25 protein-coding genes and 1 pseudogene are annotated in these 24,565 nt (G+C 72.9%); 11 read left to right on the top strand and 15 right to left on the bottom strand.

Going from position 1 to position 24,565, the window contains the following annotated elements; genetic code table 11:
• Nucleotides 1-29: 29 nt before the first annotated feature.
• The 4 genes from DVK05_RS14665 to dacZ form a co-directional block, all read right to left on the bottom strand.
• Nucleotides 30-2,462, bottom strand: a complete 2,433-nt coding sequence (locus DVK05_RS14665; RefSeq protein WP_121564521.1) for a DEAD/DEAH box helicase — start codon at nt 2,460-2,462, stop codon at nt 30-32.
• Nucleotides 2,463-2,543: 81 nt separating this feature from the next.
• Nucleotides 2,544-3,209, bottom strand: a complete 666-nt coding sequence (locus DVK05_RS14660; RefSeq protein ID WP_121564519.1) for a GNAT family N-acetyltransferase — start codon at nt 3,207-3,209, stop codon at nt 2,544-2,546.
• A gap of 109 nt (nt 3,210-3,318) precedes the next feature.
• Nucleotides 3,319-4,107 carry a mechanosensitive ion channel domain-containing protein gene (locus DVK05_RS14655; protein WP_121564517.1) on the bottom strand — a complete coding sequence of 263 codons (789 nt, stop codon included), beginning with the start codon at nt 4,105-4,107 and terminating at the stop codon, nt 3,319-3,321.
• A gap of 3 nt (nt 4,108-4,110) precedes the next feature.
• Nucleotides 4,111-4,920, bottom strand: coding sequence for a diadenylate cyclase DacZ (dacZ, locus tag DVK05_RS14650; RefSeq protein WP_121564515.1), 810 nt, complete (start codon nt 4,918-4,920; stop codon nt 4,111-4,113).
• A 161-nt stretch (nt 4,921-5,081) separates the two neighbouring features.
• Between dacZ and DVK05_RS14645 the strand changes: the two genes are divergently transcribed.
• The 4 genes and pseudogenes from DVK05_RS14645 (at nt 5,082) to DVK05_RS14630 (ending at nt 9,252) form a co-directional block, all read left to right on the top strand.
• Nucleotides 5,082-5,702, top strand: coding sequence for a class I SAM-dependent methyltransferase (locus DVK05_RS14645; RefSeq protein ID WP_121564513.1), 621 nt, complete (start codon nt 5,082-5,084; stop codon nt 5,700-5,702).
• A gap of 107 nt (nt 5,703-5,809) precedes the next feature.
• Entirely contained in the window at nt 5,810-6,922 is a 1,113-nt protein-coding gene (locus tag DVK05_RS14640) for an aldo/keto reductase (protein ID WP_121564511.1), read from the top strand.
• A gap of 528 nt (nt 6,923-7,450) precedes the next feature.
• A pseudogene (locus DVK05_RS17785) lies at nt 7,451-7,897 on the top strand (hypothetical protein); the annotation flags it as partial.
• On the top strand, nt 7,897-9,252 hold the full coding sequence (locus DVK05_RS14630; protein ID WP_121564509.1) for a hypothetical protein: 1,356 nt from the start codon (nt 7,897-7,899) through the stop codon (nt 9,250-9,252). The pseudogene DVK05_RS17785 and the gene DVK05_RS14630, both read left to right, overlap by 1 nt.
• A 78-nt stretch (nt 9,253-9,330) precedes the next feature.
• On the opposite strand, the gene DVK05_RS17410 is transcribed toward DVK05_RS14630, so the two are convergent.
• Nucleotides 9,331-9,501 (bottom strand): HVO_0758 family zinc finger protein, encoded by a 171-nt coding sequence (locus tag DVK05_RS17410; RefSeq protein ID WP_199712340.1) that lies wholly within the window; start codon nt 9,499-9,501, stop codon nt 9,331-9,333.
• Nucleotides 9,502-9,674: 173 nt separating this feature from the next.
• Between DVK05_RS17410 and DVK05_RS14625 the strand changes: the two genes are divergently transcribed.
• The 3 genes from DVK05_RS14625 (at nt 9,675) to DVK05_RS14615 (ending at nt 12,727) form a co-directional block, all read left to right on the top strand.
• A complete protein-coding gene (locus DVK05_RS14625) occupies nt 9,675-10,859 on the top strand; it encodes an MFS transporter (RefSeq protein ID WP_121564507.1) in 1,185 nt (394 codons plus the stop codon).
• A 114-nt stretch (nt 10,860-10,973) separates the two neighbouring features.
• Nucleotides 10,974-12,161 carry a glycosyl transferase family 2 gene (locus tag DVK05_RS14620; RefSeq protein ID WP_121564505.1) on the top strand — a complete coding sequence of 396 codons (1,188 nt, stop codon included), beginning with the start codon at nt 10,974-10,976 and terminating at the stop codon, nt 12,159-12,161.
• 2 nt (nt 12,162-12,163) lie between these two features.
• Entirely contained in the window at nt 12,164-12,727 is a 564-nt protein-coding gene (locus DVK05_RS14615) for a hypothetical protein (RefSeq protein WP_121564503.1), read from the top strand.
• A 22-nt stretch (nt 12,728-12,749) separates the two neighbouring features.
• Here the strand turns inward: DVK05_RS14615 and DVK05_RS14610 are convergent, their stop codons facing one another.
• The 7 genes from DVK05_RS14610 to DVK05_RS14580 all read right to left on the bottom strand — a co-directional run bounded on the left by DVK05_RS14610 (nt 12,750) and on the right by DVK05_RS14580 (nt 18,805).
• The gene (locus DVK05_RS14610) at nt 12,750-13,202 is read right to left on the bottom strand and encodes a DUF5804 family protein (protein ID WP_121564500.1); all 453 of its coding nucleotides are present in this window, start codon (nt 13,200-13,202) and stop codon (nt 12,750-12,752) included.
• 47 nt (nt 13,203-13,249) lie between these two features.
• Nucleotides 13,250-13,966, bottom strand: coding sequence for an SDR family NAD(P)-dependent oxidoreductase (locus DVK05_RS14605; RefSeq protein ID WP_121564498.1), 717 nt, complete (start codon nt 13,964-13,966; stop codon nt 13,250-13,252).
• Nucleotides 13,967-14,024: 58 nt separating this feature from the next.
• Nucleotides 14,025-15,227: a methionine adenosyltransferase gene (locus tag DVK05_RS14600; RefSeq protein WP_121564496.1), complete on the bottom strand. Its 1,203-nt coding sequence runs from the start codon at nt 15,225-15,227 to the stop codon at nt 14,025-14,027.
• Between the two features lie 113 nt (nt 15,228-15,340).
• A complete protein-coding gene (locus DVK05_RS14595; RefSeq protein WP_121564494.1) occupies nt 15,341-16,462 on the bottom strand; it encodes a pyridoxal phosphate-dependent aminotransferase in 1,122 nt (373 codons plus the stop codon).
• A gap of 76 nt (nt 16,463-16,538) precedes the next feature.
• Entirely contained in the window at nt 16,539-17,576 is a 1,038-nt protein-coding gene (locus DVK05_RS14590; protein WP_121564492.1) for a DUF5821 family protein, read from the bottom strand.
• Nucleotides 17,577-17,660: 84 nt separating this feature from the next.
• Entirely contained in the window at nt 17,661-18,401 is a 741-nt protein-coding gene (locus DVK05_RS14585; RefSeq protein WP_121564490.1) for a tRNA (adenine-N1)-methyltransferase, read from the bottom strand.
• Nucleotides 18,398-18,805, bottom strand: a complete 408-nt coding sequence (locus DVK05_RS14580) for a nascent polypeptide-associated complex protein (protein WP_121564488.1) — start codon at nt 18,803-18,805, stop codon at nt 18,398-18,400. Before DVK05_RS14580 ends, DVK05_RS14585 begins: the two co-directional genes overlap by 4 nt.
• 167 nt (nt 18,806-18,972) lie before the next feature.
• On the opposite strand from DVK05_RS14580, the gene DVK05_RS14575 reads away from it, so the two are divergent.
• The gene (locus DVK05_RS14575; protein ID WP_121564486.1) at nt 18,973-19,758 is read left to right on the top strand and encodes a creatininase family protein; all 786 of its coding nucleotides are present in this window, start codon (nt 18,973-18,975) and stop codon (nt 19,756-19,758) included.
• Here the strand turns inward: DVK05_RS14575 and DVK05_RS14570 are convergent.
• Together DVK05_RS14570 and folP are read right to left on the bottom strand one after the other, a co-directional pair.
• Nucleotides 19,755-20,480, bottom strand: a complete 726-nt coding sequence (locus DVK05_RS14570) for a 6-hydroxymethylpterin diphosphokinase MptE-like protein (protein WP_121564484.1) — start codon at nt 20,478-20,480, stop codon at nt 19,755-19,757. The genes DVK05_RS14575 and DVK05_RS14570 overlap by 4 nt on opposite strands.
• Before the next feature lie 162 nt (nt 20,481-20,642).
• A complete protein-coding gene (gene folP / locus DVK05_RS14565) occupies nt 20,643-21,914 on the bottom strand; it encodes a dihydropteroate synthase (RefSeq protein WP_199712339.1) in 1,272 nt (423 codons plus the stop codon).
• A 211-nt stretch (nt 21,915-22,125) separates the two neighbouring features.
• Here folP and DVK05_RS14560 point away from each other — a divergent pair, with 211 nt between their 5' ends.
• Nucleotides 22,126-22,356 carry a hypothetical protein gene (locus DVK05_RS14560; RefSeq protein ID WP_121564482.1) on the top strand — a complete coding sequence of 77 codons (231 nt, stop codon included), beginning with the start codon at nt 22,126-22,128 and terminating at the stop codon, nt 22,354-22,356.
• Nucleotides 22,357-22,363: 7 nt separating this feature from the next.
• Here the strand turns inward: DVK05_RS14560 and DVK05_RS14555 are convergent, their stop codons facing one another.
• Nucleotides 22,364-22,966, bottom strand: coding sequence for a DUF192 domain-containing protein (locus tag DVK05_RS14555; protein WP_121564480.1), 603 nt, complete (start codon nt 22,964-22,966; stop codon nt 22,364-22,366).
• A gap of 141 nt (nt 22,967-23,107) precedes the next feature.
• On the opposite strand from DVK05_RS14555, the gene DVK05_RS14550 reads away from it, so the two are divergent.
• Together DVK05_RS14550 and DVK05_RS14545 are read left to right on the top strand one after the other, a co-directional pair.
• Nucleotides 23,108-23,698 (top strand): hypothetical protein, encoded by a 591-nt coding sequence (locus DVK05_RS14550; protein ID WP_121564478.1) that lies wholly within the window; start codon nt 23,108-23,110, stop codon nt 23,696-23,698.
• Nucleotides 23,695-24,564, top strand: a complete 870-nt coding sequence (locus DVK05_RS14545; RefSeq protein WP_121564476.1) for an RNA methyltransferase — start codon at nt 23,695-23,697, stop codon at nt 24,562-24,564. The genes DVK05_RS14550 and DVK05_RS14545 overlap by 4 nt, the downstream gene beginning before the upstream one ends.
• Nucleotide 24,565 lies beyond the last annotated feature (1 nt).

Genomic DNA, 24,565 nt, shown 5'->3' with positions numbered 1-24,565 from the left:
CTCGACGGCCGCGGGGAAGTCAGTTTGGGTCAGGCGTCCGCGTCGGTGCCCGTCAGCGATTCGAGCAGGCGGACGGCGGGCGCCTTCGCCAGCGGGTCGTTCCCGTTGCCGCAGTGGGGCGACTGGACGCAGGCCGGGCAGCCGCCCTCGCAGTCGCAGGTGTCGATGAGCCGCGCCGTCCGGGTCATCAGCTCCTCGATCCGGCGGTGCCCGCGGCGCGTGAGCCCCACGCCGCCCGGGTAGCCGTCATAGACGAACACCGCCGGCCCCTCGGTGTGGGGGTGGTGCGGCGTCGAGATGCCGCCGACGTCGGCGCGGTCACAGAGCAGGTGGAACGGGAACAGCGAGATGATCCCGTGTTCGGCCGCGTGGATCCCGCCGTTGAACGCGTACTCGCCGCCCGGGATCGGTTCGTCGCCGTCGCCGGGCGCCTCGCCGCCGTCGGCGCTGACCTCGGGGTCGCCCGCGTTCTCGCCGTCGAGCGCGTCGCCGAGCCGCCGCATCTCGCGCTCGACGTCCCGGGGCACCGGGAAGTACAGCGCCTTCGTCCGCAGCGTCGTCTCCGGGAGGTCGAGCGTCGACTCGCCGAGCGACTCGCCCGTGGCGGCGTCCTTCCGGACGAACCCCGTAATCTGCTCGGTCACCGTCACGTCGGCGAAGCGGACCGGCACGTCCTCGCGCGCAGAGAGCGCGCGCTCGTCGAGGTCCTCGTTCACGACGATGTCCTTGTCCGACCGCACCTGCGTGTAGTAGTCCGCCCACGACTGCTGGAGCTCCGCCACGTCGCGGTCGAGGTCGAGGTCGACCACCTCGTAGGTGCGGCCCTGCTGGTGGTAGATGGCGCCGGGGTGGGCGTCGCGGAGCGCGTCGGCGAACCCGAGCGTGGCGACCGTCTCGCCGCTCGACCGCTCGATCAGCGATGTCTCGCGCTCCTCGGCGGTGCGGAGGTTCACGGACTGCTGCGGGCTCGACCCCCCGGCGTGGACCCAGCGCGTCCCCTTGGCGGCCTCGCGACGGTTCAGGACGCCCTCGTCGGTGAGGTCGGCCACCACGCCCGGGAACGAGTCGCCGAAGAACCGCTCGTCCCCGGGCGAGAGCCAGTTCTCGTCGGCCGCGCAGGCGACGTGGCCGGGCATGAGCTGGCCGTTCTCCGGGTCGCAGATCGCGTCCTCGGGCGGCGCGTCGAAGAAGTCGCTCGGGTTCCGCATCAGGTACTGGTCGAGCTGGTCCTCGCCGCCGACCATCACCACGAGGGCAGGGTCGTCGCCGCGGCCGGCCCGGCCCGCGCGCTGGTGGGCCGACATCCGCGTGCCGGGGTAGCCGTCGAGGACGACCGCGTCGAGCCCGCCCACGTCGACGCCGAGTTCGAGGGCGCTCGTCGACCAGACCCCGCGCAGGTCGCCGGCGTGGAGGTCGGCCTCTATCTCCCGGCGCCGGTCGTCGGTGAGCGCAGCCTGGTACGCGCCGACCTTCCCGGCGAGGTCGCGCTCGCCCCGCTCCCGGAGGTCGCTCGCGCTGTCGGTCGCGTACTGCTCCGCGGTCTGTCGCGCCCGCGTGAACGCCAGGGTCTGCGCGCCCGCCGTCACGAGGTCGACGAACAGCCGCTTCGACTCGGTGTGGCTCGACTTCCGCCGGCCGCTCCCGCGCTCCTGCCAGTCGTCGTCGTACTCCGGCGGGTTCCACAGCACCCAGTCGCGCGGCCCCCGCCCGGAGGTGTCCTCGTCGACGAGGGCGATCCCCTCGGGGTCGCGGCCGGTGACCGTCGCGACGTGGTCCACGGGGTTGTTGATCGTCGCCGAGCAGCAGACGAACTGCGGCGACGAGCCGAACCGCTCGCAGGTCCGCGCGAGCCGGCGGAGCGTCAGCGCGACCTGCGAGCCGAACACGCCGCGGTAGCTGTGGACCTCGTCGATGACGACGTACTCCAGCGACGAGAAGAACCAGTCCCAGAGGCGCCCGGCGTACGGCAGCAGCGCGTAGTGGAGCATGTCCGGGTTCGAGAGGAGGACGGTCGGGCGGCGGTCGCGCACGTCCCGCTTCTCCGACCGCGAGAGCCGCCCGGTGTAGGAGTCGACCGAGACGCGGCTGCCGAAGCCGAGGTCGGCCGCGAGGTCCGACAGCGACTCCTCCTGGTCGGCGATCAGCGCGTTCTGCGGGCCGAGGTAGAGCGTCCGGCCGCCGTGGTCCATCGCCGCCTCGAAGGCGGGCACGGTGTACGCGAGCGACTTGCCGCTGGCCGTCTCGGTCGCGAGGACGACGTCGTCGCCGTCTCGGACCGCGCCGATCGCGTCGGCCTGGTGGCGGTAGAGCCGGTCGATCCCGCGGTCCGCGAGCGCGTCGGCGAGCCGGGGTTCGAGGTCCACGTCGCCGAACTCGGGCTCGCGCGCCGGGAGCCGCCGGTGGTCGGCGATCTGTCCCTCGTAGAATGGGCGGTCCCGCAGCCACTCGATGGCGTCGTCCACGGTTACGGTACCCTGGGGTCGGCGGGGCCTAACGGTTGCGGTGACGGCGGTCCGGAGGGCGGGCCGCGCGGTCGCCTCGCCTCAGTCGTCGGCCGGAGAGCGTCCGGGGCCGCCGTCACGGGGCGAGAGGTCGACCGCCGGCTCGGTGGGCCCCTGGCGGGCGAGCGGCGGCCAGCGGACCTCGGTCGCGATCGGTTCGTCGAGGTCGAGCTCCATCCGGAGGTCGCCGCGCCGCTCGGCGACCTCGAAGCCGACCGTCCGGTAGACGCTCCGCGCGACGCGGTTCCCGGTCTCGACGTGGAGTTCGAGCCCCTCGCGGCCGGCCGCGGCGGCGTTGGCGATCACGTGCCGACACAGCTCCGTCCCGACGCCGCGGTCCTGCGCGGCGGGGTGGACGAAGACCGCGAGCTCGGGCACCGCGGCGTCGGTCGGCGTGTACATCGCGTGGCCGAGCAGCTCGCCGTCCCGCTCCGCGACGACGTTGTTGGCCTCGCTGAGCATCGTCTCGACCCAGTCGGCGCAGCGCCGCCGGCTCACGGGCGGGAGCCCCTGCGCGCGGTGGGCGCGGTCGAACGCGTCGTACATCTCGGCGAGGAACGGCTCGTCGGCGTCTCTCGCCGGCCGGATCGTCCAGCGCGTGCCCTCCTTGTCGACGAACCGCGGACAGCGCGGGGGGCAGTGGGGCGTCCCCTCGCACTCGCTGCCGTCCCAGCCGTCGCAGGCGACGCTCGCGGTGTCGGGGTTCATGCTTCCCCGTTGGCGGCGCGTCGGGTTATACCGGGCCGACGACTTTCATATCGTGGGAACGGGTGACGAGGGGAGACGGACCGGTCGCGGATCGCCTGCCGTGGCGGTGCTACTCCCGGATCAGCACGATCCCTTCGCGGAACACCGCGTGGTTCGGGAGGACGTGCTCCTCACCGTCCGTCTCGATGTGGGTGACGAAGAGGTCAACCTCTTGGACGACGCCGCGCTCGCCGGCGACACGCACCTCGTCGCCGATGCCGTACGGCTGGCGGAGGAGGAGGAAGACGCCGGCCGCGGCCGAGGCGACCAGGTCCTTCGTCGCGAGCGCGGCGAACAGCACGAGCGCGAACGCGTACGCCGCGAGCAGCACGATGAGCGCGAGCGTCTGGACGCCGACCTGGCCGAGCGCGATGAGCGTCGCGACGTACACGACGCTGTACTTCACGAGCGTCGGGAGCACGCCGAGCTCGGGGAGCTTGATTCCACGGAGGCGCTCGGCGACGAGCAGCTCCGCCTTGTCGCCGACGACGATGCCGACGATGAACACGACCACCGCGACGAACAGTCGCGGGAGGAACGCGGCGACCCCCGACCAGAACTGTTCGAGGTAGTTCACGTCCGCCACGGTCAGGGCGACGATGACGGTGACGGCGAGGATGAAGTAGCTCGACAGCTGCGCCAGGATCCGCACCGTCGAGGTGTCGAACTCGCGGGCGGTCCGCTCGAAGGCGGTCCCCTCGATCACTTCCGGGACGCCGGCGCGGCGGAGCAGTCGGCGGTTGATCACGCCGGTGAGGTACGCCAACACGAGCCCGAGCGCGAGCACTCCGAGCGCCAGCCAGATCCGGTACGGGACGTTCGCGACGAACTCGGGGACGGAGACCTGGGCCGCTGACATCGCTCAGTACTCCTCCGGATCGATCTCCAAGACGAGTTCGCCGGCCTTGAACGCCCGGACGAGCCCGTCCGACTCGGAGAGGACGATGGCGGTCGCGTTGGTGTCGCGGGTGATCGCGCCGCCCGCCATGTGGCGCGCGCCGAGCCCCTTCGGGATGTCGACGCCCTCGGCCGCGGGTTCGAGGTAGCGGTACGCCGAGACGATCTTCCCGGAGTCGGAGACGACGAACGCGCCGTCCAGCCGCGAGAACTCCTTGAGCATGACGTTCACGATGGGGTCGCCGACGTGGACGTGGCTCTTCTCGAAGGGGTTGTACGACAGCGGGCGGGACTTGTTCATCACCTTCCCCGCGTCGCCGACGACGAACAGCGCGCCGACCGGCTTGCCCTTCTGCCCCTTCTTGCCGAGTTCGATCGCGACCTCGAACACGTCGCGGATGACGCTCGGCTCCGCCCGGGAGTTGGCGAACAGGTCGTAGATGCCGGTGTGGACCCCCTCGTCGACGGTGACGCGGACGACCGCGTCCGAGCCGCCGTCGAACACCGACGCGACGCAGGCCACCTCGTCGCCCTCCGCGAGGAGGTCCGCGTCCATGGCGCCCTCGATGCCGAACCGGATCCGGTCTTTGACGTTGTCGAAGGGGAGCGGCAGCTCGACGAACGTCTCGGCGTCGACGTCGTTGTCGGGCGCGACGACGACGACCTCGGTCCCGTCGTCCGCGAACGGCTCGTAGAAGGAACTCGTCGGCGAGAACAGCAGGACCGCGTCCACATCGGCGACGAGGTCCGCCAGGTGGTCGGTGAGCGAGGCCATTACCACGCCTGACACGAGGAATCCGTATAGTCGTTGCGTCGTGCGCGCGTCTGACGCGAGCCCGCGCTCGGCGTTCGGCCCTCCCGAGTCGAGTCCGCCGCCAGCGTCAGCGCTCGGACGCCGTTCGACGGCGTTTTAGGTCTCTGTCCGCGGTGGCACACGTGGAACCCAACGCCGTCCGAGACTCGTGGACGAACCGGGCGGGCGAATACTCACCGCGCTACTACGCGCACTACGGGCCGAACGAGACGAGCGAGCGGATCCGCGAGGCGCTGACCGCGCGCCTCGATCGCGACGCGGCCGTCCTCGAACTGGGGTGCGGGCCGGGGCGGCACCTCGATCACCTCGCCGCCCACGGGTTCGACGACCTCTCGGGCGTCGACATCAACGCCGACGCGTTCGACGCGATGCGGGAGACCTACCCCGACCTGGCCGCCGACGGGACGTTCCACTGCGGCGCGATAGAGGACCTTGTCGGCGAGTTCGACGACGGCGCGTTCGACGCCGTGTACTCGGTCGAGACGCTCCAACACCTCCACCCCGACGTCGAGTGGGTCTTCGATGAGATCGCGCGGATCACCGACGAGGTCCTCGTCACGGCCGAGATCGAGGAGCCGGTGAGGGGAGCGGAGGCGGCCGATCCGGACGTGAACTACGTCGACGACGAGACGCCGCTGTACTACCGGGACTGGGGCGAGGTGTTCACCTCGCTGGGGCTGGTCGAGGTCGACGTGGTCCGCGGCGACAGGGACACAACGCGGACCTTCCGCGTGACCGACTGACTCGCGCCCTCGGCGGTCCGATCGGTGCGGCTCGCGCGGCGGTTCGGCGAACGCGACGAGCCGCCCTCCCGCGCGACTTTTACCCGCGAGCCGACTACCCCGACCACATGGCGACTCGCGAGGCGCTCTGGGGGTACCGGAACCGGTTCGGCGACGCCTTCGGGCGCACTTACTTCCGGCGCTTCGGCCCCGGCGTCGTCTCCAGCCTTGGGATCGGGACGTACCTCGGCGAGCCGACGCCCGCGGTCGACGACGCCGCCCGCGAGTCGATCGGACTGGCCCTCCGCTCGGGGGTGAACCACGTCGACACCGCGGCCAACTACCGCTGCGGCCGCGCCGAGCGCGTCGTCGGCGAGGCCCTCCGCGGGGCGCCCGTCGACCGGGAGTCGGTCGTCGTCGCGACGAAGGGCGGCTTCCTCCCGTTCGACGGCGAGCGCCCCGCGGACCCGAGCGCCTACGTCCGCGAGCGCTTCGTCGAGCCGGGGATCGTCGACCCGGGCGACCTCGCGAACGGCGCGCACGCGATGACGCCGGCGTACCTGGAGTGGTCGCTGGACCGCTCGCTCGACCGGCTCGGCCTCGACTCCGTCGACTGCTTCTACGTCCACAACCCCGAGACGCAACTCGCCGTGCGCTCGCGGTCCGAGGTGTACGACGCGCTCGAAGCCGCCTTCGAGGCCCTCGAACGCCGGCGCGCCGCGGGCGACGTCGGCGCGTACGGCGTCGCGTCGTGGAGCGCCTTCCGCGTGCCGCAGGGGGCCGACGACTACCTCTCGCTCGCCGAGGTGCTCGCCCGCGCCGAGGCCGCCGGCGAGGCGGTCGGCCCAGACGACGACCACGGGTTCGCGGCGGTCCAGCTGCCGTTCAACGTCGCGATGGCCGACGCGTTCACCCGGCGGAACCAGCCCGCGCCGCCCGGCGCCGACACGGAGGGGCCGGTCTCGACGCTCACGTTCGCTCACGAGGCCGGGCTCTCGGTGGTGACGAGCGCGAGTCTCGGGCAGGGCGACCTCGCGGTCGAGGGCGCGATCCCGGCGGACGTGGACGCGACGCTCGCGGGGGAGACGCCCGCCCAGCGCGCGCTCAACTTCGCGCGGAGCGCGCCGGGCGTCACCGCCTCGCTCGTCGGCACGACCGACCCCGAGCACGTCCGCGAGAACGTCGCGGCCGGCACCTTCGACCCGCTCGGCGCGTCGGCGTTCGACGCCGTCTTCGAGTGAGGCGGGGCGCGCGGGCGGGTCCGGCGGCTGTCGCGCGCCACAAGACGTTTGTTCCGACCGGCGCAACCGGGTCGTATGTCCCCCACGCGACGAGCCCTCCTGAGTAGCGCCGCCCTCGGCGCGGTCGGCGCGCTGGCCGGCTGCTTCGGCGGCGACCCGGCGGACGACTCCGACCCCGTCGCGCGGTCGTCGCCCGTCTCCGGAACCGACACGGACCCGACCGTGCTGAAGGTGCGGAACGACTGGCAGGAGCCCGCTCTCGTCGAGGCCGGAAGCGGCGGCGAGGTCGGAACCGACGGCGGCGTCGCGGCGGACGACGACGCGAGCGACGGCGGCGACGCGAGCGACGGCGGCGACGCGAGCGACGGCGGCGACGCGAGCGACGGCGGCGACGCGAGCGACGGCGGCGACGCGAGCGACGGCGGCGACGCGAGCGACGGCGGCGACGCGAGCGACGGCGGCGACGCGAGCGACGGCGGCGACGCGAGCGACGGCGGCGACGCGAGCGACGGCGGCGACGCCGACGGCCCCACCCGAGTCGGGAGGGAGCTCGTGACGACGGCCGGGCGGGCCGCCCGGATCCGGGCCGCGCCGGGCGTCGACGAGGCCGACCGCGAGCGGGTCCGCGCGTTCCTCGACGAGACCGACTACGACGCGGAGACGGTGTACGTGACGCCGGCCGGCGTCCGCTCCTGCCAGCGGCTGGAGATCCACTCGGTGTCGTGGCGGCCGGGGCGGGTCGAGTACGAGTACTGCCGCGAGCTCAGGCCGCCCGACGCGGCGTGCGAGGCCGACACCAGGGTCACGCTGGCGCTGCTGTTCCGGCTCCCGGCCGCGCTCGACGAGCGGATCCGCGGCTCGGGCTCCAGCGGGCGGTCGCCGTGCCGGACGACGGACACCGAGTACGCGGTGATCGAGGGGAACGCGACCGTGCCCGGGAACGCCACGGCCACCGACGAGTGGGGTGACTTCTGATGCCCCGACGGCTCACCCGCCGCGACGCGCTCGCCGCCGCCGGCGGGGCCGCGCTCGGCTCGCTCGCCGGCTGCCTCGGCGGCGGGGGCGAATCCCGGTTCTGGGACGACCCGCCGTCGCTCGACGTCGAGGCCGTCCCGCGGGAGTTCGACGGGCCGTTCCCCGAGCGTCCGCGGCTCGTTCCCGTCGACGTCGAGCCCGCGGTCGCGGCCGCGTTCGCGGACCGCGTCGACCGCCTCCTCTCGCCGATCCCCGAGCCGCTGACGGCGGAGACGCTCCCCAACGGCGAGTTCCGCGAGCAGATCGCGACCGAGCGGACGGCGGCCCGCGAGGCGCTGCCGGGCGGACCGACGTCGCTGACGCCGCTGGAGGCGGCCGAGCGGTACGCGACGGCGCGCGAGCACGCCGCGACCGCCGTCGGCACGTGGGCGGCCGTGACCGTCGAAGGCGACCCGACCGCGGTGGCGCCGGACCTCGGAACGGTGCGCCGCCGCGCGTCCGAGACGCTGCGGGAACTCCCCGGTCCGGCCGCGGACCCGCTCGCGGCCGCCGCGGTGTACGGGCCGATGGAGCGGTGGTACGACGTGGCGCGCCGACGGACGCTCGTCGGCGGCGGCGTGGGTCCCGCCGACCGCGCGAACCCGCTTCGGACGGGGGACGCGATCGGCGACGTCGAGCGCGTCCAGGCGCACGTGGAAGCGGGGCGCTACCTCCGCGACCGGTACGCGGCGTCGCTCGGCGACCCGGCGTCCGTGGCCGAGCCGCTCCGCCGCGAGATGAATCGGATCGGCCGCGCGGTCGGCGACCGGCTCCGCGAGCTCCACGGCGAGGGCGTCGAGGACCTCCGACGCAATCCGGGCACCGAGGCGTTCGTCGACGAGCGGGCGGTCGAACGCGGCGCGCCGAGCGACGCCCTGCTGTCGAGCGCCGTCTACCGGAGCTTCGACGGCATGTGGTTCGACCCGGTCGCGTTCGGCGACTACGAGCCCGACAACCCGGCGACGGGGCTGACCCGGACCGCGCTCGCGTGGACGCGGCTCCGCGCGCTCGACGCCGTGGCGTCGCGGGTCGAGGAGGGGGACGCGATGTTCCCCGACGAGCCGACGGCGATCGGCGACGCGCGCGAGGGGGCGGTCGAGTCGGCGTCGTCGCTCGCCGGGAGCGAGAACCCGCTCGCTCGGTGGCTGGCGACCGAGTTCCTCGCGCTGTTCGACGAGCCCGACGGCGCCCTCGCGGCGGCCGACCGGACCGCCCGGTCGACGGTCGAGGCGTACACGCGGTACCGGTGGATCGAGATCGTGACGGGCGAGGCGCTGGCGGTGGCGGCGTCGGTCGCGGACTCGTTCGGCTCCTGAACGGCGGCGGGCGGGGAGAGAAAGTGACGGTGGGGGCGGGGACTCGGACGGCGGGTCGGCGTCGCGGGCGCGGCAGCCTCAGCGGAGTTCCTTGTAGCGCGCGCCGCACTCCGGACAGATCCGGACCGAGAACACCTCGTCGGGGTCGTTCTCCTTCTTCATGACCTGGTCGCAGTCGGCGCAGTTGAGCCGCTCGTAGGTGTCCTTGACGAGGTCCCCGTCGCGGAGCCCCTTGCGCGTGGATTTCATACCCGGGGTTTGTCGCCGGGGCGCATAAAAACCCTGTACGACATCGGTCTGACGACTTCGGCGAAACCGCCCGCGGGCGGAGCGGTACGGGCTCCCCCGCCGCGACCGGGGTTCCGCGGTGTCCGACCAGGCGCTTTCGCAACGCTTGTGTCCGGGCGCGCGGAATCGCCGCCGTGTCACGGACCAGGCTGTTCGGTTCGCTCTGCGCGCTGGTCTTCCTCGTCAACTTCGCCCGGGTCGTGTTCGCGCCCCTCGTGGGCGAGTTCATCGACGCGTTCGGGATCCGCGAGGGGACCGCCGGGCTCATCGTCACGCTCGCGTGGCTCGGCTCGGCCGCCCCGCGGCTCCCCGCCGGCTGGGCGCTCACCCGGTTCACGCGGCGCCGCGTGATCGTCGTCTCCGGCGCGATGCTGACCGCCGGCGCGCTCGGCGTCGCGCTCGCGCCGACCGTGCTCGCGCTCATGGTCGCCGCCTTCGCGGTCGGCCTGGCCTCCGGCGTCTACTTCGTCGCCGCCAACCCGTTCATCTCGGAGCTGTTCCCCCAGCGCGTCGGTCGCGTGATGGGCGTCCACGGCATGGCCAGCCAGCTCTCCGCCGTCATCGCCGCGCCCGCGGTCACCGTCGCGCTGTGGTACGACTGGCGCTACGCCTTCTACGCGCTCGCGCTCGCCGCGGCCGCCAGCACGCTGCTGTTCGTCGCGCTCGCGAAGCGGACCGACCTCCCGGACGCGGGCGCCGGCGACACCGACTTCCTCGCGGCCGCCCGCGGCGAGTGGAAGCTGATCGCCGCGGGCGTCGTGCTGATGGGCCTCACCAGCTTCGTCTGGCAGGGCCTGTTCAACTTCTACGAGCTGTACATGATAGACAAGGGGCTCCCCCGGGCGACGGCCCGGAACCTCCTGACCGTCATCTTCGCCGCCGGCGTCCCCGCCTTCCTCGTCTCGGGCGACCTCGCGGACCGGCTCCCGCACGTCCCCTACCTGCTCGGCATCGTCGCCTCGTTCGTGGGGGGCGTGGTCCTCGTCGTCGTCGCCGAGGGGCTGGCGGCGGTGATCGCCGCGAGCGTCGTCGTCGGCTTCGCCATCCACATGCTGTTCCCGGCCGGCGACACGTACCTGCTGGCGTCGCTGCCGGACGAGTCGCGCGCGTCGGCGTACGCGATGTTCTCGGCCGGGATGATGTCCACGCAGGCGGCGGGCTCGTGGGTCGTCGGCGAGGCCATCGAGGCGGGCGCGGGCTACGACGCCGTTTTCCTCGCGCTCGCCGGCGGGCTGGCGCTCCTGGTCGCCGGGTACGCGGCCCTCTACCGCCTCGGGCGCGTCCCGGGCGGAGCAGCGGGTTCGACGCGAGCGACCTGACGCAGCGGCGCGGCGGCGTCGGCGACGGGACCGGAGCGCGGAGCCCGTTCGGAGCGGCCGAACGGGTCGGGGGTACCGCACCTGTTTTGGGCGTCGCTCCCGTGTGATCGGTAAATGGAGTACGTTCAGGAGCGCGTGACGACCCTCCACGCGTTGACCGACCACCGGCCCGACGCCCCGACGGACCGCGCGGCGGTCGTCGTGCCGATGACCGAGCGCGAGTACGGGACGCTCGCGGCCGAGCGCGTGCTCTCGACGCTGGAGACCGTCGACCCCGCCCGGGTAATCGTCCCGCTGCGGGCGTCGGCCGACCGCGCCGGGCCGTTCGCCGACTGGCTCGACGGCTTCGACCTCGACGTCGAGACGCTGTGGTGCGACGGCCCGCGGCTCGCGTCGCTGCTGGAGGCGCGCGGCCTCGACGGCGACCGCGGCAAGGGCCGCGACGTGTGGCTCGCCCTCGGCCGCGCGCTCGACGAGGAGTTCGTCGTCGTCCACGACGCCGACACCAAGACCTACTCGCCCGCGTTCGTCAACCGCCTGCTGTTCCCGCTGGGGCGCGGCTACGCCTTCTCGAAGGGGTACTACGCCCGCGTCGAGGACGGATCGCTGTACGGGCGGCTGTTCAGGCTGTTCTTCCGGCCGCTGGTCCGCGCGCTCGGCGACGCCGCGCCCGGGCGAGAGCCGGCCGTGCTGGAGTACCTCTCGGCGTTCCGCTACGCGCTCGCCGGCGAGTTCGCGGCGACGAGCGACCTCGTCTCGCGGCTCCGCGTCCAGCGCGGCTGGGGGCTGGAGGTCGGGACCCTCGGCGAGGCGTTCGGCCACGCCGGCTTCGCGGACAGCGCGCAGGTCGACCTCGGCCGCTACGAGCACGACCACCGCTCCGTCGAGGGGCCGACCGGGCTCGCCGACATGAGCCGCGCGGTCGGCGAGGCGACGCTGCGCGCGGTCGAGGACGCGGGCGTCGACGTCGACTACGAGGGCCTCGCCGACCGGTACCGCGACGCGGCGGCGACGCTGGTCGACGGCTACGCCGCCGACGCCGCGTTCAACGGCCTCTCGTACGACGCCGACGACGAGCGCTCGCAGGTGGCGACCTACGCCGAGGCGCTCGGCGAGCCCGGCCCCGACACGCGGCTCCCCGCGTGGCAGGACGCGCCGGTCGACCCCGACGAGGTCCGAGAGGCCGCCGAGGCGGACCTGGACGCGGTCCGCGGCGATGGCGCGGGGAGCGGCGGGACCGACGCCGTCGGCGGCTCGGCGACCGACGACGGACACGCGGAGCCCGCGCCGGGGGAGGACTGACGATGGCGGACGCGAGCGGGCCGAGCGTCGCCGCGCGCGACGACCTCGCGGGCGTCGTCGACCTGTTCGGCTGGCTCACCCGGGCGGAGCTGTCGCGGGCGCTCTCCGAGCTGGCGTTCAAACAGCGGGCCGAGGTCGACGAGGGGGCCATCGACGCCGCCATCGACCTCGCGGTGGCCGAGTACGCGCTCGTGCCGGCGCCGAGCGGCGCGCTCTCCGGGGGCGGCGCGGACGACATCGCGAACGGCGACGGGGGGGCAGGCGAGGAGGGGAACGACGAGTCGACCGCGCTCGCGGTCGGGCCGGCCGCGTTCCCGACGCTCCCGGCGGGCGCCGAGGACCTCCCGCACATCCTCGACGTGCCGGACCGCGAGGTCGACCGCGAGGCGCTCGCGGACGCGGTGCTCGAACGGCTGCGGGAGGAGGCGGTCGAGGCGATAAACGCGGGCGACGACGACCGCCTGGAGACGCTCGCGGACGTGACCTACGACGTTGAGGCGTGGGCGCCGGTCGACGTGGACCCGGTCCGGACGCGGATCCTCGCCGAGGTCGACGACGGGGCGTGAGCCGGCGGGCGTCGCGGTCGCCTCACCCCGAGAACTCGGACTCGCTCACGCGGACGACGACGGTCTCCTCGACGTCGCGCAGGTCGTACTCCGGCGTCTCGCCCTGTCGCCGGCGGACGAAGAGCGGTTCGACCGGGCGCCCGTCGACGAGCCCGAACACCTTCAGGCGCTGGTCGGTCTCCTCGGGCGGCACCTCGCCGTCGCGGACCTCGCGGGCGAGGTCGCGGGAGAGCCACTCGTCGGTCGCGACGGACGGCTCTAAGACGAGCGCCTCCGCGACGAAGCGGGCGAGATACCAGTCGAGGTCGTTGAGCAGCGAGACGGCGGCGCCGAGGCTCACGGTGTCGACGGCGACGCTGTTCTCGAACGGCTCCTCGATGTCGTAGGTGGCGAGCGCGTCGCGAGCCTTCTCGCGGGAGAGCAGCTCGTAGGAGAGCTCCACGTCGGGATCGCCGAGGAGACACACCCGCGTCATGCCCGGGGTTCGGATCGGGCGGCGCAAATCCGTTGCGGTCGGCGACGCTACCAGGGGATCCGCTCGCGGTCCTTCCAGAGGTGCCCCGCGGGGCTCCCCGGCGCGAACCGCGCGAGCCAGACCGGCGTCTCCGCGCCCTTCGACGGGGGTCTCGGGGCCTCGTCGCCGCCCATGTCCGTCCGGACCCACCCCGGCGAGACGGCGTTCGCGATGAGGCCCCGGTCGCCGTACTCCCCGTCGAGGTACGCGGTGAGCCCGCCGACGCCGACCTTCGAGAGCCGGTACGCCGGATAGCCGCCGCCCATCTGCCCCTCGGTGAACTGCCCCAGCCCCGACGAGAGGCTCACGACGCGACCGCCGGTTCCGTCCAGCAGCAGCGGCAGGGCGTGCTTGGTCAGGACGACCGGGCCGCGGAGGTTGACGGCCGTCGTGCGGTCGAAGTCCGAGACGTCCATCTCGTGGAGCGGTCCGGAGCGGGGGAACACGCCCGCGTTGTTCACGAGGACGTCGAGCGATCCCGCCTCGCGCTCGATCCGGTCGACCGCGGCGCTGACCTCGTCGTCGTCGGTCACGTCCAGCCGGACCGCGCGCTGGTCCGCCGCGGTCACGTCGTCGGGGTCGCGCGCGCCGGCGTAGACGGTCGCGCCCAAGTCGGCTAATTCCGCGGCGATCTCGGCGCCGATCCCGCGCGTCGCGCCCGTGACGAGGGCCACGTCGTCGGTCAGGTCGGCCTTGAGGTCGACGTCGGTCGGGGTGTCGGCCATGGCGATCGCTACGGCACCTCGCCTGTAGAAACCCCGGGCCGATCGCCGCCAGTCGCCCTCAGAACGTCGAGACGTCGCCCTCGATGACGCTGCGGGTAACGTCCGTCACGTCGGCCAGCTCGCGGTCGACGATAGTGAGCACGTCGTCCTCGATGTCGCCAAGCGCGACCCCGTCCTCGGTGACGATCTGCGCGTCGGCGACGTGCGGCTCGTCGATCGGCCGGCCGATCTGCGAGAGGAGTCGGACCTGGAGGTCGCGGATGCCGTCGACCTCGCTCGTGACCGACTCGGCGATGCGGGTGGAGAGCAGGTTGTATATCTTCCCGATGTGGTTGACGGGGTTCTTCCCGGAGGTCGCCTCCATCGACATCGGGCGGTTCGGGGTGATGAGCCCATTGGCGCGGTTCCCGCGACCGACCGAGCCGTCGTCGCCCTGCTCGGCGGAGGTGCCGGTGACGGTGAGGTAGACGGAGCCCTCGTCGTAGTCGTCGGCGGTGTTGACGTCGACGTTGACCTCGCGGTCGGTGTACTCGCGCGCGAGGTCGTCGACGTACTCGCGGACGGACGCGACCGCGTCGTCGTACTCGTCGAGCCCGTCGACGTAGGCGTCGACCATCGCGGCGGCGACGGTGATGTCGATCCGGTCGCCCTCGCGTTTGCCCATGATCTTCACGTCGGGGCCGAGTTCGGGGTGGTCGTCGTGGTATGTCGTGTTGAGCGCGCGCTCGGCCTCGTGGACGATGGTCTCCGTCTCGGTGAGCGGCGCGTGGCCGACGCCGAAGGAGGTGTCGTTGGCCATCGGGACCTCCTGGGTCTCCTCGCCGAAGACGTCCTGGAGGTCGCCAGACCCCTCGCCGAGCTTCACGTCGACGACCACGTCGGTGCCGTACTCCAGCTCCGGGATCGCCTCGGCGAGGTAGTCGCGTGCGGCCGCGAGCGCGGTCGAGTCGACGGGCAGCTGCTCGCCGTCGTACTCCTTCGTGGCGCGGCCGACGATGAGGATGTAGATGGGCTCGACGACCTCGCCGCCGCCGAACGCGGGGGCCGCGCGGCCGGCGACGAGCTGCGTCTCGTCGGTGTTGTAGTGGAGGACTTTGCCGACGCGGTCGAGGTAGAGCTGCGAGAGCGCCCGCGAGACCGACTCCGCGACGCCGTCGCAGATCGAGTCGGGGTGACCGATCCCCTTTCGCTCGACGATCTCGACCTCCTGGTCCTCGACCGCCTGCCGGTCGAGGCGGCTGACCTGTATGTTCCGGTCCATTACCGCCGGATACTCCGTCGGCGGCAGTATAACTTGCGGAAACCACCCGGCATAGGGTAATGCTCCTTGGTTATGGCTCGGCAGATGTTGCGGCCACGTCCCGGCCGGCGCCGTCAGCGGACCGCCGCGTACGCCTCGGCCATCACGTCGAGGGCTTCGCGCAGCTCCGCCTCGTCGGTCGCGTACGAGATCCGCGCGTGGCCGGCGCCGCCCTCGCCGAACGCCTCGCCGGGGACGACGACCACGCCGCGGTCGATACACTCGTCGACGAACCCCTCGGGGACGCGGGGCATCGCGTAGAACGCGCCCTGCGGCGTCGGGCAGTCGATGCCGATGTCCTCGAAGCCGTCGAGGAGGACGTCGCGGCGGCGCTCGAAGGAGGCGGTCATCTCGTCGACCACGCCGCGGTCGCCGCGCAGCGCGGCCTCGGCGGCGTACTGGGCCGGCGCCGAGGCGCACGCCTGCGCGTACTGGTGGACGCGCAGCATGCGCTCGACGCGCTCGTCGGACCCGTACACCCAGCCGAGCCGCCAGCCCGTCATCGAGAACAGCTTCGAGGCGGAGTTGACGACCACGACGTTGTCGGTCTCGGCGAACTCAATCGGCGAGTAGTGCTCGCCGTCGAAGACGGTGTACTCGTACACCTCGTCGGAGATACAGAGCACGTCGTGCTCGTCCGCGATGCGCGCGAACTCCCGCACGTCCGCCTCGGAGGAGACCGCGCCCGTGGGGTTGCCGGGGGAGTTGACGACGAACGCCGCGGTGTCGTCGGTGATCGCGTCCTCGACGGCCGCCGGGTCGATCGTGAGGTCGTCGCGGAGCGGCACGGGGACCGGCTCGCCGCCGGCCAGCTTCGTCAGGGCGTCGTAGGAGACGAACCCGGGGTCCGGGATCAGCACCTCGTCGCCGGCGTCGACGTGCGCTTCGAGCGCGACGTGGAGCGCCTCGCTGCCGCCCGCGGTCGCGATGACGTTGCCCGGGTCGAGGTCGATCCCCTGGTCGGCGCGGTGCTTCTCGGCGATTGCCTCCCGCAGCGACGGAGTCCCCTTGTTCTCGGTGTAGGCGTCCGCCTTCCCGGACTCGATGGCGTCGACCGCGGCCCGCCGGGCGTGGTCCGGCGTCGGGAAGTCGGGCTGGCCCAGCCCGAGGTTGATCGCGTCGTCGCCGGCCGCCTCGAACACCTCGCGGATCCCGCTTATCGAGATCCGCTCGACCCTGTCGGAGAACGTCGTCATGTCAGTGTGGGCGCGCCGCCGAGAGTTAGTTCTTGCCACGTCGCCCGAGCCCCGGCCCCGACTCGACGCCGTCGAGTCACCAGCGCCGACGCTTCCAGACGGGGCGGCGCTCACCCCGGCGGGCGTCGTCGCGGACCCGGCCGTCCGCGTCGGTCGGCAGCGCGAACCGACCCTCCAGGACGTCCGGCACCTCCTCGGGGCGGGCGCGCAACAGCGCGTCGTGGACCGCGCGGAGCCGGAGCATCGGCCGTCCCGGCCCCATCGGCACCTTGATCGACTCGATCAGCCCTCGGTCGACCAGCGCCTGCCGGTCGCCGGTGAACTCCTGTGCCGGGGCGATCCCGACGCCGTCGGTCCCCACCCACGTCCGCAGGTCGCGGAAGAGGTGGTCGTGTCGCGCCGCGAGCGCGACGAGGAGCGTCCGGTCGGTGATCTCCGTCGTCCGCCCGAACTCGCCGGGGTCGAGCGACGCGAGCAGCGCCTCCAGGTCGTCGGCGAAGCGGTCGTCGAGGACCGCGCGCGACTCGTCGAGCAGCCGGGACCGCGAGGGCATCTCGACCGTCTCGGGGGTCGCCGCGTCGAAGCGCGACTCGGCCGTCGCGCGGGCGCCGTCGACCGCCGCGGCGTCGGCCTCAAGCGCGGCGGACCCAGCCCGGGCCGTCGTCGTCGCGAGCGTCCGGTCCCCGCCGGGGCCGACGACGGCGTCGGTGCGGTCCGGACTCGCGAACAGCGTTCCGCCCGTTCCGTGGCCGAGCGGGTCCCCGGTCCGGACCCGTATCTCGTCGGTCTCGACCGCCTCGGCGACGGCGCTCCCGAGGACGAGGGCGCGCGAGAGCGCGTCGACGACGCCCGGCCGGCACGCGACCCGCCACGGGGGGCCCGAGGAGCGCTCGCGAGCGGCCAGCACGGACGGGAGGAGCCGGATCGGCACGCCGACCGCGACGACCGCGGACCGGCCGGTCAGCGCAGCCTCGACCGCCTCGGCGAGCGGGTCGTCGGGGCGCGGGAGCACGTCCGACACCTCGGCTCCGTCGCCGGCGCCGTCGCCCGCCGGTTCGGACACGTCGCTCGCGGGGTCGGCCTCGGTCCCGGTCTCGGCGTCGTCGCCGGTCACACACGTCGTCACTGCCGCGATCCGAAAGAGCGTTGCGCCGGTAAGCGCGGGCGTCGGGAGGAGGAAGGGGTCGCCGCGCCGGCATCAGGGCGCCCGCCCGAACACGAGGTAGCCCGTGTGCCCCACGCCCGCGGTGGAGGGGCGAGAGCCGCGGTCGGAGAAGTCCATCTCGCGCTGGATCGTCTCCAGCGTCTCGACCTCGTCGAAGCCGGCCTCGCGCGCAGCGAGGGCCGCCTCGCGGGTGCCCTCGACGAACGGCGAGTAGACGGCGAGGCGGCCGCCGGGCGCGAGCAGGTCGTCCGCGCGCTCGACGACCGCCGGAGCGTCGCCCGTGTCGAGCGTGAGGGCGTCGAACGGCTCGCCGTCGGCGAGCGCGTCCAGCTCGTCCGTGAGGTCGCCGGTCCGGACCTCGACGCGGTCGGCAACGCCCGCCGTCCGCATGTTGTCGCGGGCGACCTCGGCGAACTCGGCGTCCACCTCGTAGGTGGTCACGTCCGCGCCGGCTCGGCCGAGGTACGCGGCGAGGATGCCGGTCCCGGTGCCGGCGTCGAGGACGCGGTCGCCGCCGGACGCGCCGGTGTGGCCCATCACGAGGCCCACGTCGCGCGGCATCATCGGCGCGCCGGTCCGTTCGAGGTGGTTGAACAGGTCGGGGCCGCGGAGCGCGCGGACCTCGAAGACGGTGCCGAGGTGGGTCTCGACCTCGTCGCCGGCCGCGACGTCCTCGGGGACCTCGATCACGCCGAGGTCGGTGCCGAACTCCTCGCCCGGCTCCAGCAGGTACTCGCGGTCCTCGTGGACGAGCAGGTACGCGGCGTCCGTCACTGCAGGTCCGAGATCGCTCGCGCGGGCTCGCCGTTGGCCGCCTCCAGCGCCTCGCGGGCGGCCTCCTTCGAGACGCCAGCCTGCTGGGCGACCAGCTTCACGTCCTCCTCGGGGATGCCGTCGTCGCCGTCGTCCGCGTCGTCGAGCGCCGGGTCGTCGCCGCCCTCGACGGCCGTCGCGCCGCCCGCGCCGGCGTCGGCGACCTGGTCGGGCGAGCCGACGATCTGGTAGGTCTCCTGGCCCTGGGCGTCCATCTTGGTCACCTGGGCGCCGTCGAAGACGAGGTCGTCGCCGTCGGCCGTCTCGATGACGACCCGCTCGGCGTCGAGCTCCTCGACGTCGATCCCCATCTGTTTCATCATCTGTTTCATCTTGCGCGGGTTCATGCCGCCGCCTCCGAACATGCCACCCGATTCGGCCGGACGACACAAAAAGGGTGTCGACACGGGCCGAAGCGGCGACGTGCCGCGGGAGCGCGGTCGCGGCGAGGCCGGCGGAACGCCGCCCGCCCGAACCCGGCGAACCGGACCGAGACGGCTGGGTTGATACGTGTCGCGCGCGAGGCGGTGGTATGTACCTCGCGGACCACACCTGGCCGGAGCTGGGCGACGCGCTCGACCCCGGCTCCGTCGCGCTCGTCCCGCTCGGCTCGACCGAACAGCACGGCCCCCACCTCCCGCTCGCGACCGACCACCTGATCGCCGAGGCGCTCGCGACGGCGGCCGCCGACCGCTCGGACGCGTTCCGAACGCCGACGATCAACGTCGGCGTCAGCCCGCACCACCGGCAGTTCCCGGGGACGATGTGGGTCGACCCGCCGGAGTTCCGGGACTACGTCGAGTCGTTCTCGCGGAACCTCGCGTACCACGGGATCGACCGCGTGGTGTTCGTCAACGCCCACGGCGGCAACGTCCAGCACCTCCGCGAGGTCGGGCGCCGGCTCCACGAGGACGAGGTCGCCTACGCCGTCGAGTGGATGTGGGACGAGTCGATCCCGGATCTGGTCGACGACCTGTTCGAGCACAACGGCCCCCACGCCGGACCGAAGGAGACGGCGATGATCACCCACATCGCGCCCGACCTCGTCCGCGAGGACCGGCTCGAAGACGCCCGCGACGACGGCCTCGTCGACCTCGCGAGCGCGGAGACGACGGTCCACGGCGCCCGCACCTTCTACGACGCGGTCGACAACTCCGCGAACGGCGCGTTCGGCGACCCGACCGACGTGACGCCCGAGAAGGCGGAGCGCCTGTTCGAGGCGGCCGCGGACCAGCTCGTCCAGCTGGCGGACTGGATCGGCGAGCGCGACGAGAGCGAGCTGTTCCCGGAGCCGCGCGTCGAAGGGGAGACGGCCTAAGCGCCGTCGGGCTCCCGGTCGCTCCCGTCGCCGAGGATCTCGTCCAGCGCGGCGTCGGCCGCTTCGCGGCGGCCGTCGAGGACCGCGAACGCCTCGCCGCGCCGGCGTTCGAGCCAGCGGAGCAGCCGCGCCGCCCAGTCGAGCTTCCGCGCCTTCATCGGGTCGACCGCCGGGTCGTCGAAGTCCCAGCCGGGGAAGACCAGCTCGCCGGCCCCGACGTGGTCGGCGAGGAACGCGGCCCGGTCGCCGTCGGTGAATCCGCCGGGGTTTCGGACCGGGCCGACGGGGGCCGCCTGCGTCGTCGCCAGCGTCCACTCGTCGGCGAAGCGCGGGAGCCACTCGCGGACGGCGGGGACGTTGTCGCCGTGCGCGTGGGCGGCGACGGAGACGCCCTCGCGGGTCAGCGACGCCGCGGTCTCGGGGTTCTTGTCGAGGTCGGTCACCATACAGTCGACGTCGACGCCGCGGTCGGCGAGCACGTCGGCCGCCGCGGAGGCGGCGACGACGACGTCGGCGTCGCGGGCGAGCGCGACCTCGTCGGCGAGGCACGGCGCCGCGCCAGCGACGGCGACCGTCTCCCCCTCCCAGTCGCCCAGGCGGGCGAGCGGGAACGGCGTCGCGAGGTCGGCGGCGAGGTCCCGGGCTCGCTCGTCGGCGGCCCGGTCGAACCCGAAGTCGGCGAGGATCGCCTCGTAGACGGGTTCGAAGGTCGCGAAGTTCACGGACGGGTCACTCCGCGTGCGGGATCCCGTCTCCGCGCTGACCGGCGCCGCCGCTCGCCGGTCGAATTATGGTATGGGCCGGAGTGGCACAGAGTACCCCTACCCGCGTGCCCCTCCGGCGTCCGGTCGATCGGTTGTCTACACGAGGGCATAAACTTTCTCTTAACTGACGTTGGCGGCGATTCCGTCGAGCGCGGCGTCGAGCGCGTCGGAGACGCCGGAAACCGACTCTCTGACCGATTCGATCGCGTCCGGGGTCCCGATCAGGAGGCCGCGGCGACGGTCCGGGAGGGCGTCGCCGGGAGATCCGCCGTTCGCGCGGTCGCCGGTCCCGCCGTCGGTCGTCGGGGGAGTCGTCGGGACGCCGGCCCGGTTCGGATCGCCGAGCGCGAACGCCGCGGCGCTCGCGTCGCCGCCGACGGTCGCGGCGCGCAGGGCGCCGACCGCGGCGTCGCCGAGCCCGTCGAGCTCGTAGGTGCGGACGACCGCGGCCTCGGCGGCGTCGCGCTCGCCGTCGGCCGCCCGCGGCGCGCCGATCCGGTCGAGGTGGCGCCCCGCCTCCCGGACCGTCGTCACGTCGAGCTCCGTGACCGCGACGGCGTCGTCGCCTCCGCCGGCGTAGCGGTCGCGGGCGAACTCGGCGCCGACCAGGGCGGCGTCGCGCGTCTCGGCCACGTCGTGCGTTCGGATCACGTGGGCGCCGCGCTCGACGGCCATCGACGTGGCGGCGAGCGAGACCGGGAGCGCCTCCTCGGTGCTCCGGCCGGCGATCGTCTTGAGGAAGCTCTTGCGGTTGATCGAGACGAGCAGGGGGCGGCCGTAGCCGCGGAACTCGCGCAGTCGGTGGAACGTCTCGCGGTCGTCCTCGTGGGTCTTCGCCTCGGACCAGCCGCCGAACGCAGGGTCGATGATCGTCTTGTCGGTGAGGCCGTTCATCGACAGCGCCTCGTAGATGTCGTCCACGTCCTCGATGGCGCCCGGGCGTTCCAGGTCCGGCGGCGAGGCCATCTTCGAGACCGCCACGTCGTGTTCGCGGCAGACGCGGGGCATCTCCGGGTCGGCGAACCCGCAGATGTCGTTGACCATGTCGAAGCCGCGCGAGAGCGCCTCGTCGGCGACCTCGTGGTAGCGCGTCTCGATCGACCAGACGGCGTCTCCCGAGGTCGATTCGAGCGTCTCGACGGCGGTGTCGAGCCGATCCAACTCCTGTTCGGCCGAGAGCACGTCGAGGTCCTTGTTGGCCGATTCGAGGCCCACGTCGACGATGTCGGCGCCCTCGCCGATCAGCTCCTCGTCGACGTACGCGGCGGCCTCGCCCGGGTCGTCGTACACGCTGGGGTCGTACGGCGACTCCTCCGAGACGTTGAGCACGCCCATGATCCGGGGCGGGTGGTCGTCGCCGATCCCGAGTCCCGCGGCGTCCACGTTTCGCATACGATCACCACGGGCGCGAGCGACATAAACGGGGGGAATAAGCGGGGGAGACGAGGTGAGAAACGGGCGGAGTGCGGGGACGGACCGACGGGCGAAGACGCGCCGCCGAAGGAACCGAGAATCCGTCCGCAGACGCCTCGATACGTGTCAGTGTGGGACATGAGGGCAGCCGTCGGATACGTCTTAATGCCGTTCGTCACCTATCCGAGATATGTACACGAAAACGGAGGACCGGCTGCTCGGTCTCGCCTCGGCCGCTCTCCTCGCGACGATAGGCGCGGAACTGCTCGGGAGTCAACTGCTCGTCACGGTCGGCGTGGGTGTCTTCGCCCTCGCCGTCGTGGCGCTTTTCGCGGTCATGAGCGTCGTGCTCGCGGTGGCCGTCGCCCGGACCACGGACCTGAACATGCTCGACGCGGCGGCGGCCGACCGACCCCGCTGAGACGCCCTCACAGGTCGAACGCCAGCGAGTCCCCCACTGACACGCCGTGCCGGTCGGTCCACTCGTACGGGACCTCCAGCACGTACTGCCCGGAGCCGGGATACCGCTGTTGCTCGCCGTCCTCGTTCGGACCCGGCTCCGGCGCGTTGTGGATCTCGACGATGTTCCGGTCGCCGTCGACGTAGACGATGTCGATGCCGAAGTCCATCTCGCGCATCACGTAGGTGAGAGAATCTTTGGGGGCGTCGTAGACGAACAGCATGCCGCCGTCTTCGGGCAGCGACTCGGCGTCGCTGAGCCCGAGGAAGCGCTTCTGACGAGTGTCAGCGAGCGCGGCCGTCACCGACCCGCGCTCCGCTCCGTCGGTCCCCTCGACGGTCACGGTCGTCGTCTCGTAGTCGGCGTAGGTGCCGGTGGGCCACGCGGACCCGTCTTCCCCGTCTCCGCTCTCGTCGTCCGAACCGCCGTCGCCAGTCGATTCGTTCCCCCCGTCCGCGTCGCCGCCGCTCGCTCCGTCGCTCTCGCCGGGCGCGTCGCCCCCGCCCAGACAGCCCGCCGCGGCGCCGAGGGTCCCTGCCGCGGATAGTCCGAGGAGTCGCCGCCGTCTCATGGTCGGAAGGAGGGCGGCCGGGGATATAAGCGACCGCGTCGGCGGCGAACGCGTGCGGACGTCGCGGCCCCGGCGCGGTACAGCGACCGCCCGCGTGCCGGGAAGGACGCGCTTTTATCGCCGCCGGAGCGTAGCGTGAACATGGCGAAAGTGAGCATCGGCCTCCGCGGGTGGCGCTTCGAGGAGGACGAGATATTCAGCGACGACGAGGAGCTGAAGCCCCTCGACGAGATCCCGGAGGACCCGCGGGAGCGGCTCCTGCGGCTCGCCAGCCTCGTCGAGGAGCCCTGCGACGTCTGCTACCTCGACTACGGCGAGGCGGAGGTCCACCGCTGTAACGAGGCGGAGATCGTGTACGGCGAGCCGGAGGGCGAGGTCCTGCTCTGCCCCGAACACGAGCCCGACCTGCTCTACTGGTTCCGCGAGGAGGGCGGCAGCGAGCACAAGGGGTCGGTCGAGTTCGCCGACCGCTTCCACGAGTGGGTCGCCGCCGGCAACGAGGCCCCCGAGGGGTACGGCTCCGTCGAGCACGTCGAGGAGGACCCCGACGGGCTCCCGGACCTGCCCGACCAGCAGGAGGTCCAAGAGCGGATCGAAGAGGGGTTCGAGGGCGAGCGGATCGACATCCTCGAACTCGCCCGCGGCGAGGAGACCGACCGCGAGGAACTGACCGAGGAGGAGCTGGCGGAGTCCGACCTCGACCTCTCCACCGACTACCCGTCGGACCGATGAGCGGCGACGAGCGAGCGCCGGCCACGGAAGAAGACGAGGGGGCGGCGGACCCGACCGACGCCGAACCGTCCGACTCGACGGACGGCGCGGGGGCCCGACAGAAGCCCGTGGTCGTCGTCGTCGAGCCCGAGACGCCGGGCAACGTCGGGACCATCGCGCGGGCGATGAAGAACTTCGGCCTCACCGACCTCAAGCTGGTCGACCCGCCGGAACTGCGGGAGGACGGCGAGGCGTACGGCTTCGCCGGCCACGCCCGCGAGGACGTGCTGCCGAACGCGGACGAGGTCACCTTCGACGAGGTCGTCGCGAACTACCACACGGTCGGGACGACGGCGATAACCGGCGAAGACGACCGCAGCCACGAGCGCTTCCCGTTCAAGACGCCCGTCGAGCTCCGCGAGTCCCTGAAGACGGTCGACGCGCCCACCGCCATCGTCTTCGGCCGCGAGGGGCGCGGGCTCAACAACGAGGAGCTCTCGCGGCTCGACGAGGTGTGTTCGATCCCGGCCGACGACGACTACCCCGTCCTCAACCTCGGGCAGGCCGCGACCGTCCTGCTGTACGAGCTGCGCGACCTCACGGTCGGCGAGACGCAGCTGCCCGACACCGAGGTCACCCGCGCGCCCGAGGCCGACGTGGAGCGCTTCCACGGGTTCTTCGAGGACTTCCTCGCGGCGACGGGACAGCGCGACCACGTCCGCGAGAAGAACGCGCTGCTGATGCGCCGGCTGCTCGGCCGCGCGCACCCGACGGAACGCGAGATCCACACCCTGCTCGGCACCTTCCGCAAGGCAAACACGAAGCTGGAGCACGCGGACCACCTCGCGGCGAAGTACGACGAGCCGCCGTACCCGCGGGAGAAGTAGC

This window comes from Halorubrum sp. Atlit-8R (genome assembly GCF_003666025.1).
Lineage (GTDB): Archaea > Halobacteriota > Halobacteria > Halobacteriales > Haloferacaceae > Halorubrum > Halorubrum salinarum.
The sequence above is the reverse complement of the archived record's forward strand: the minus strand, read 5'-3'. Positions and strand labels throughout refer to the sequence as shown.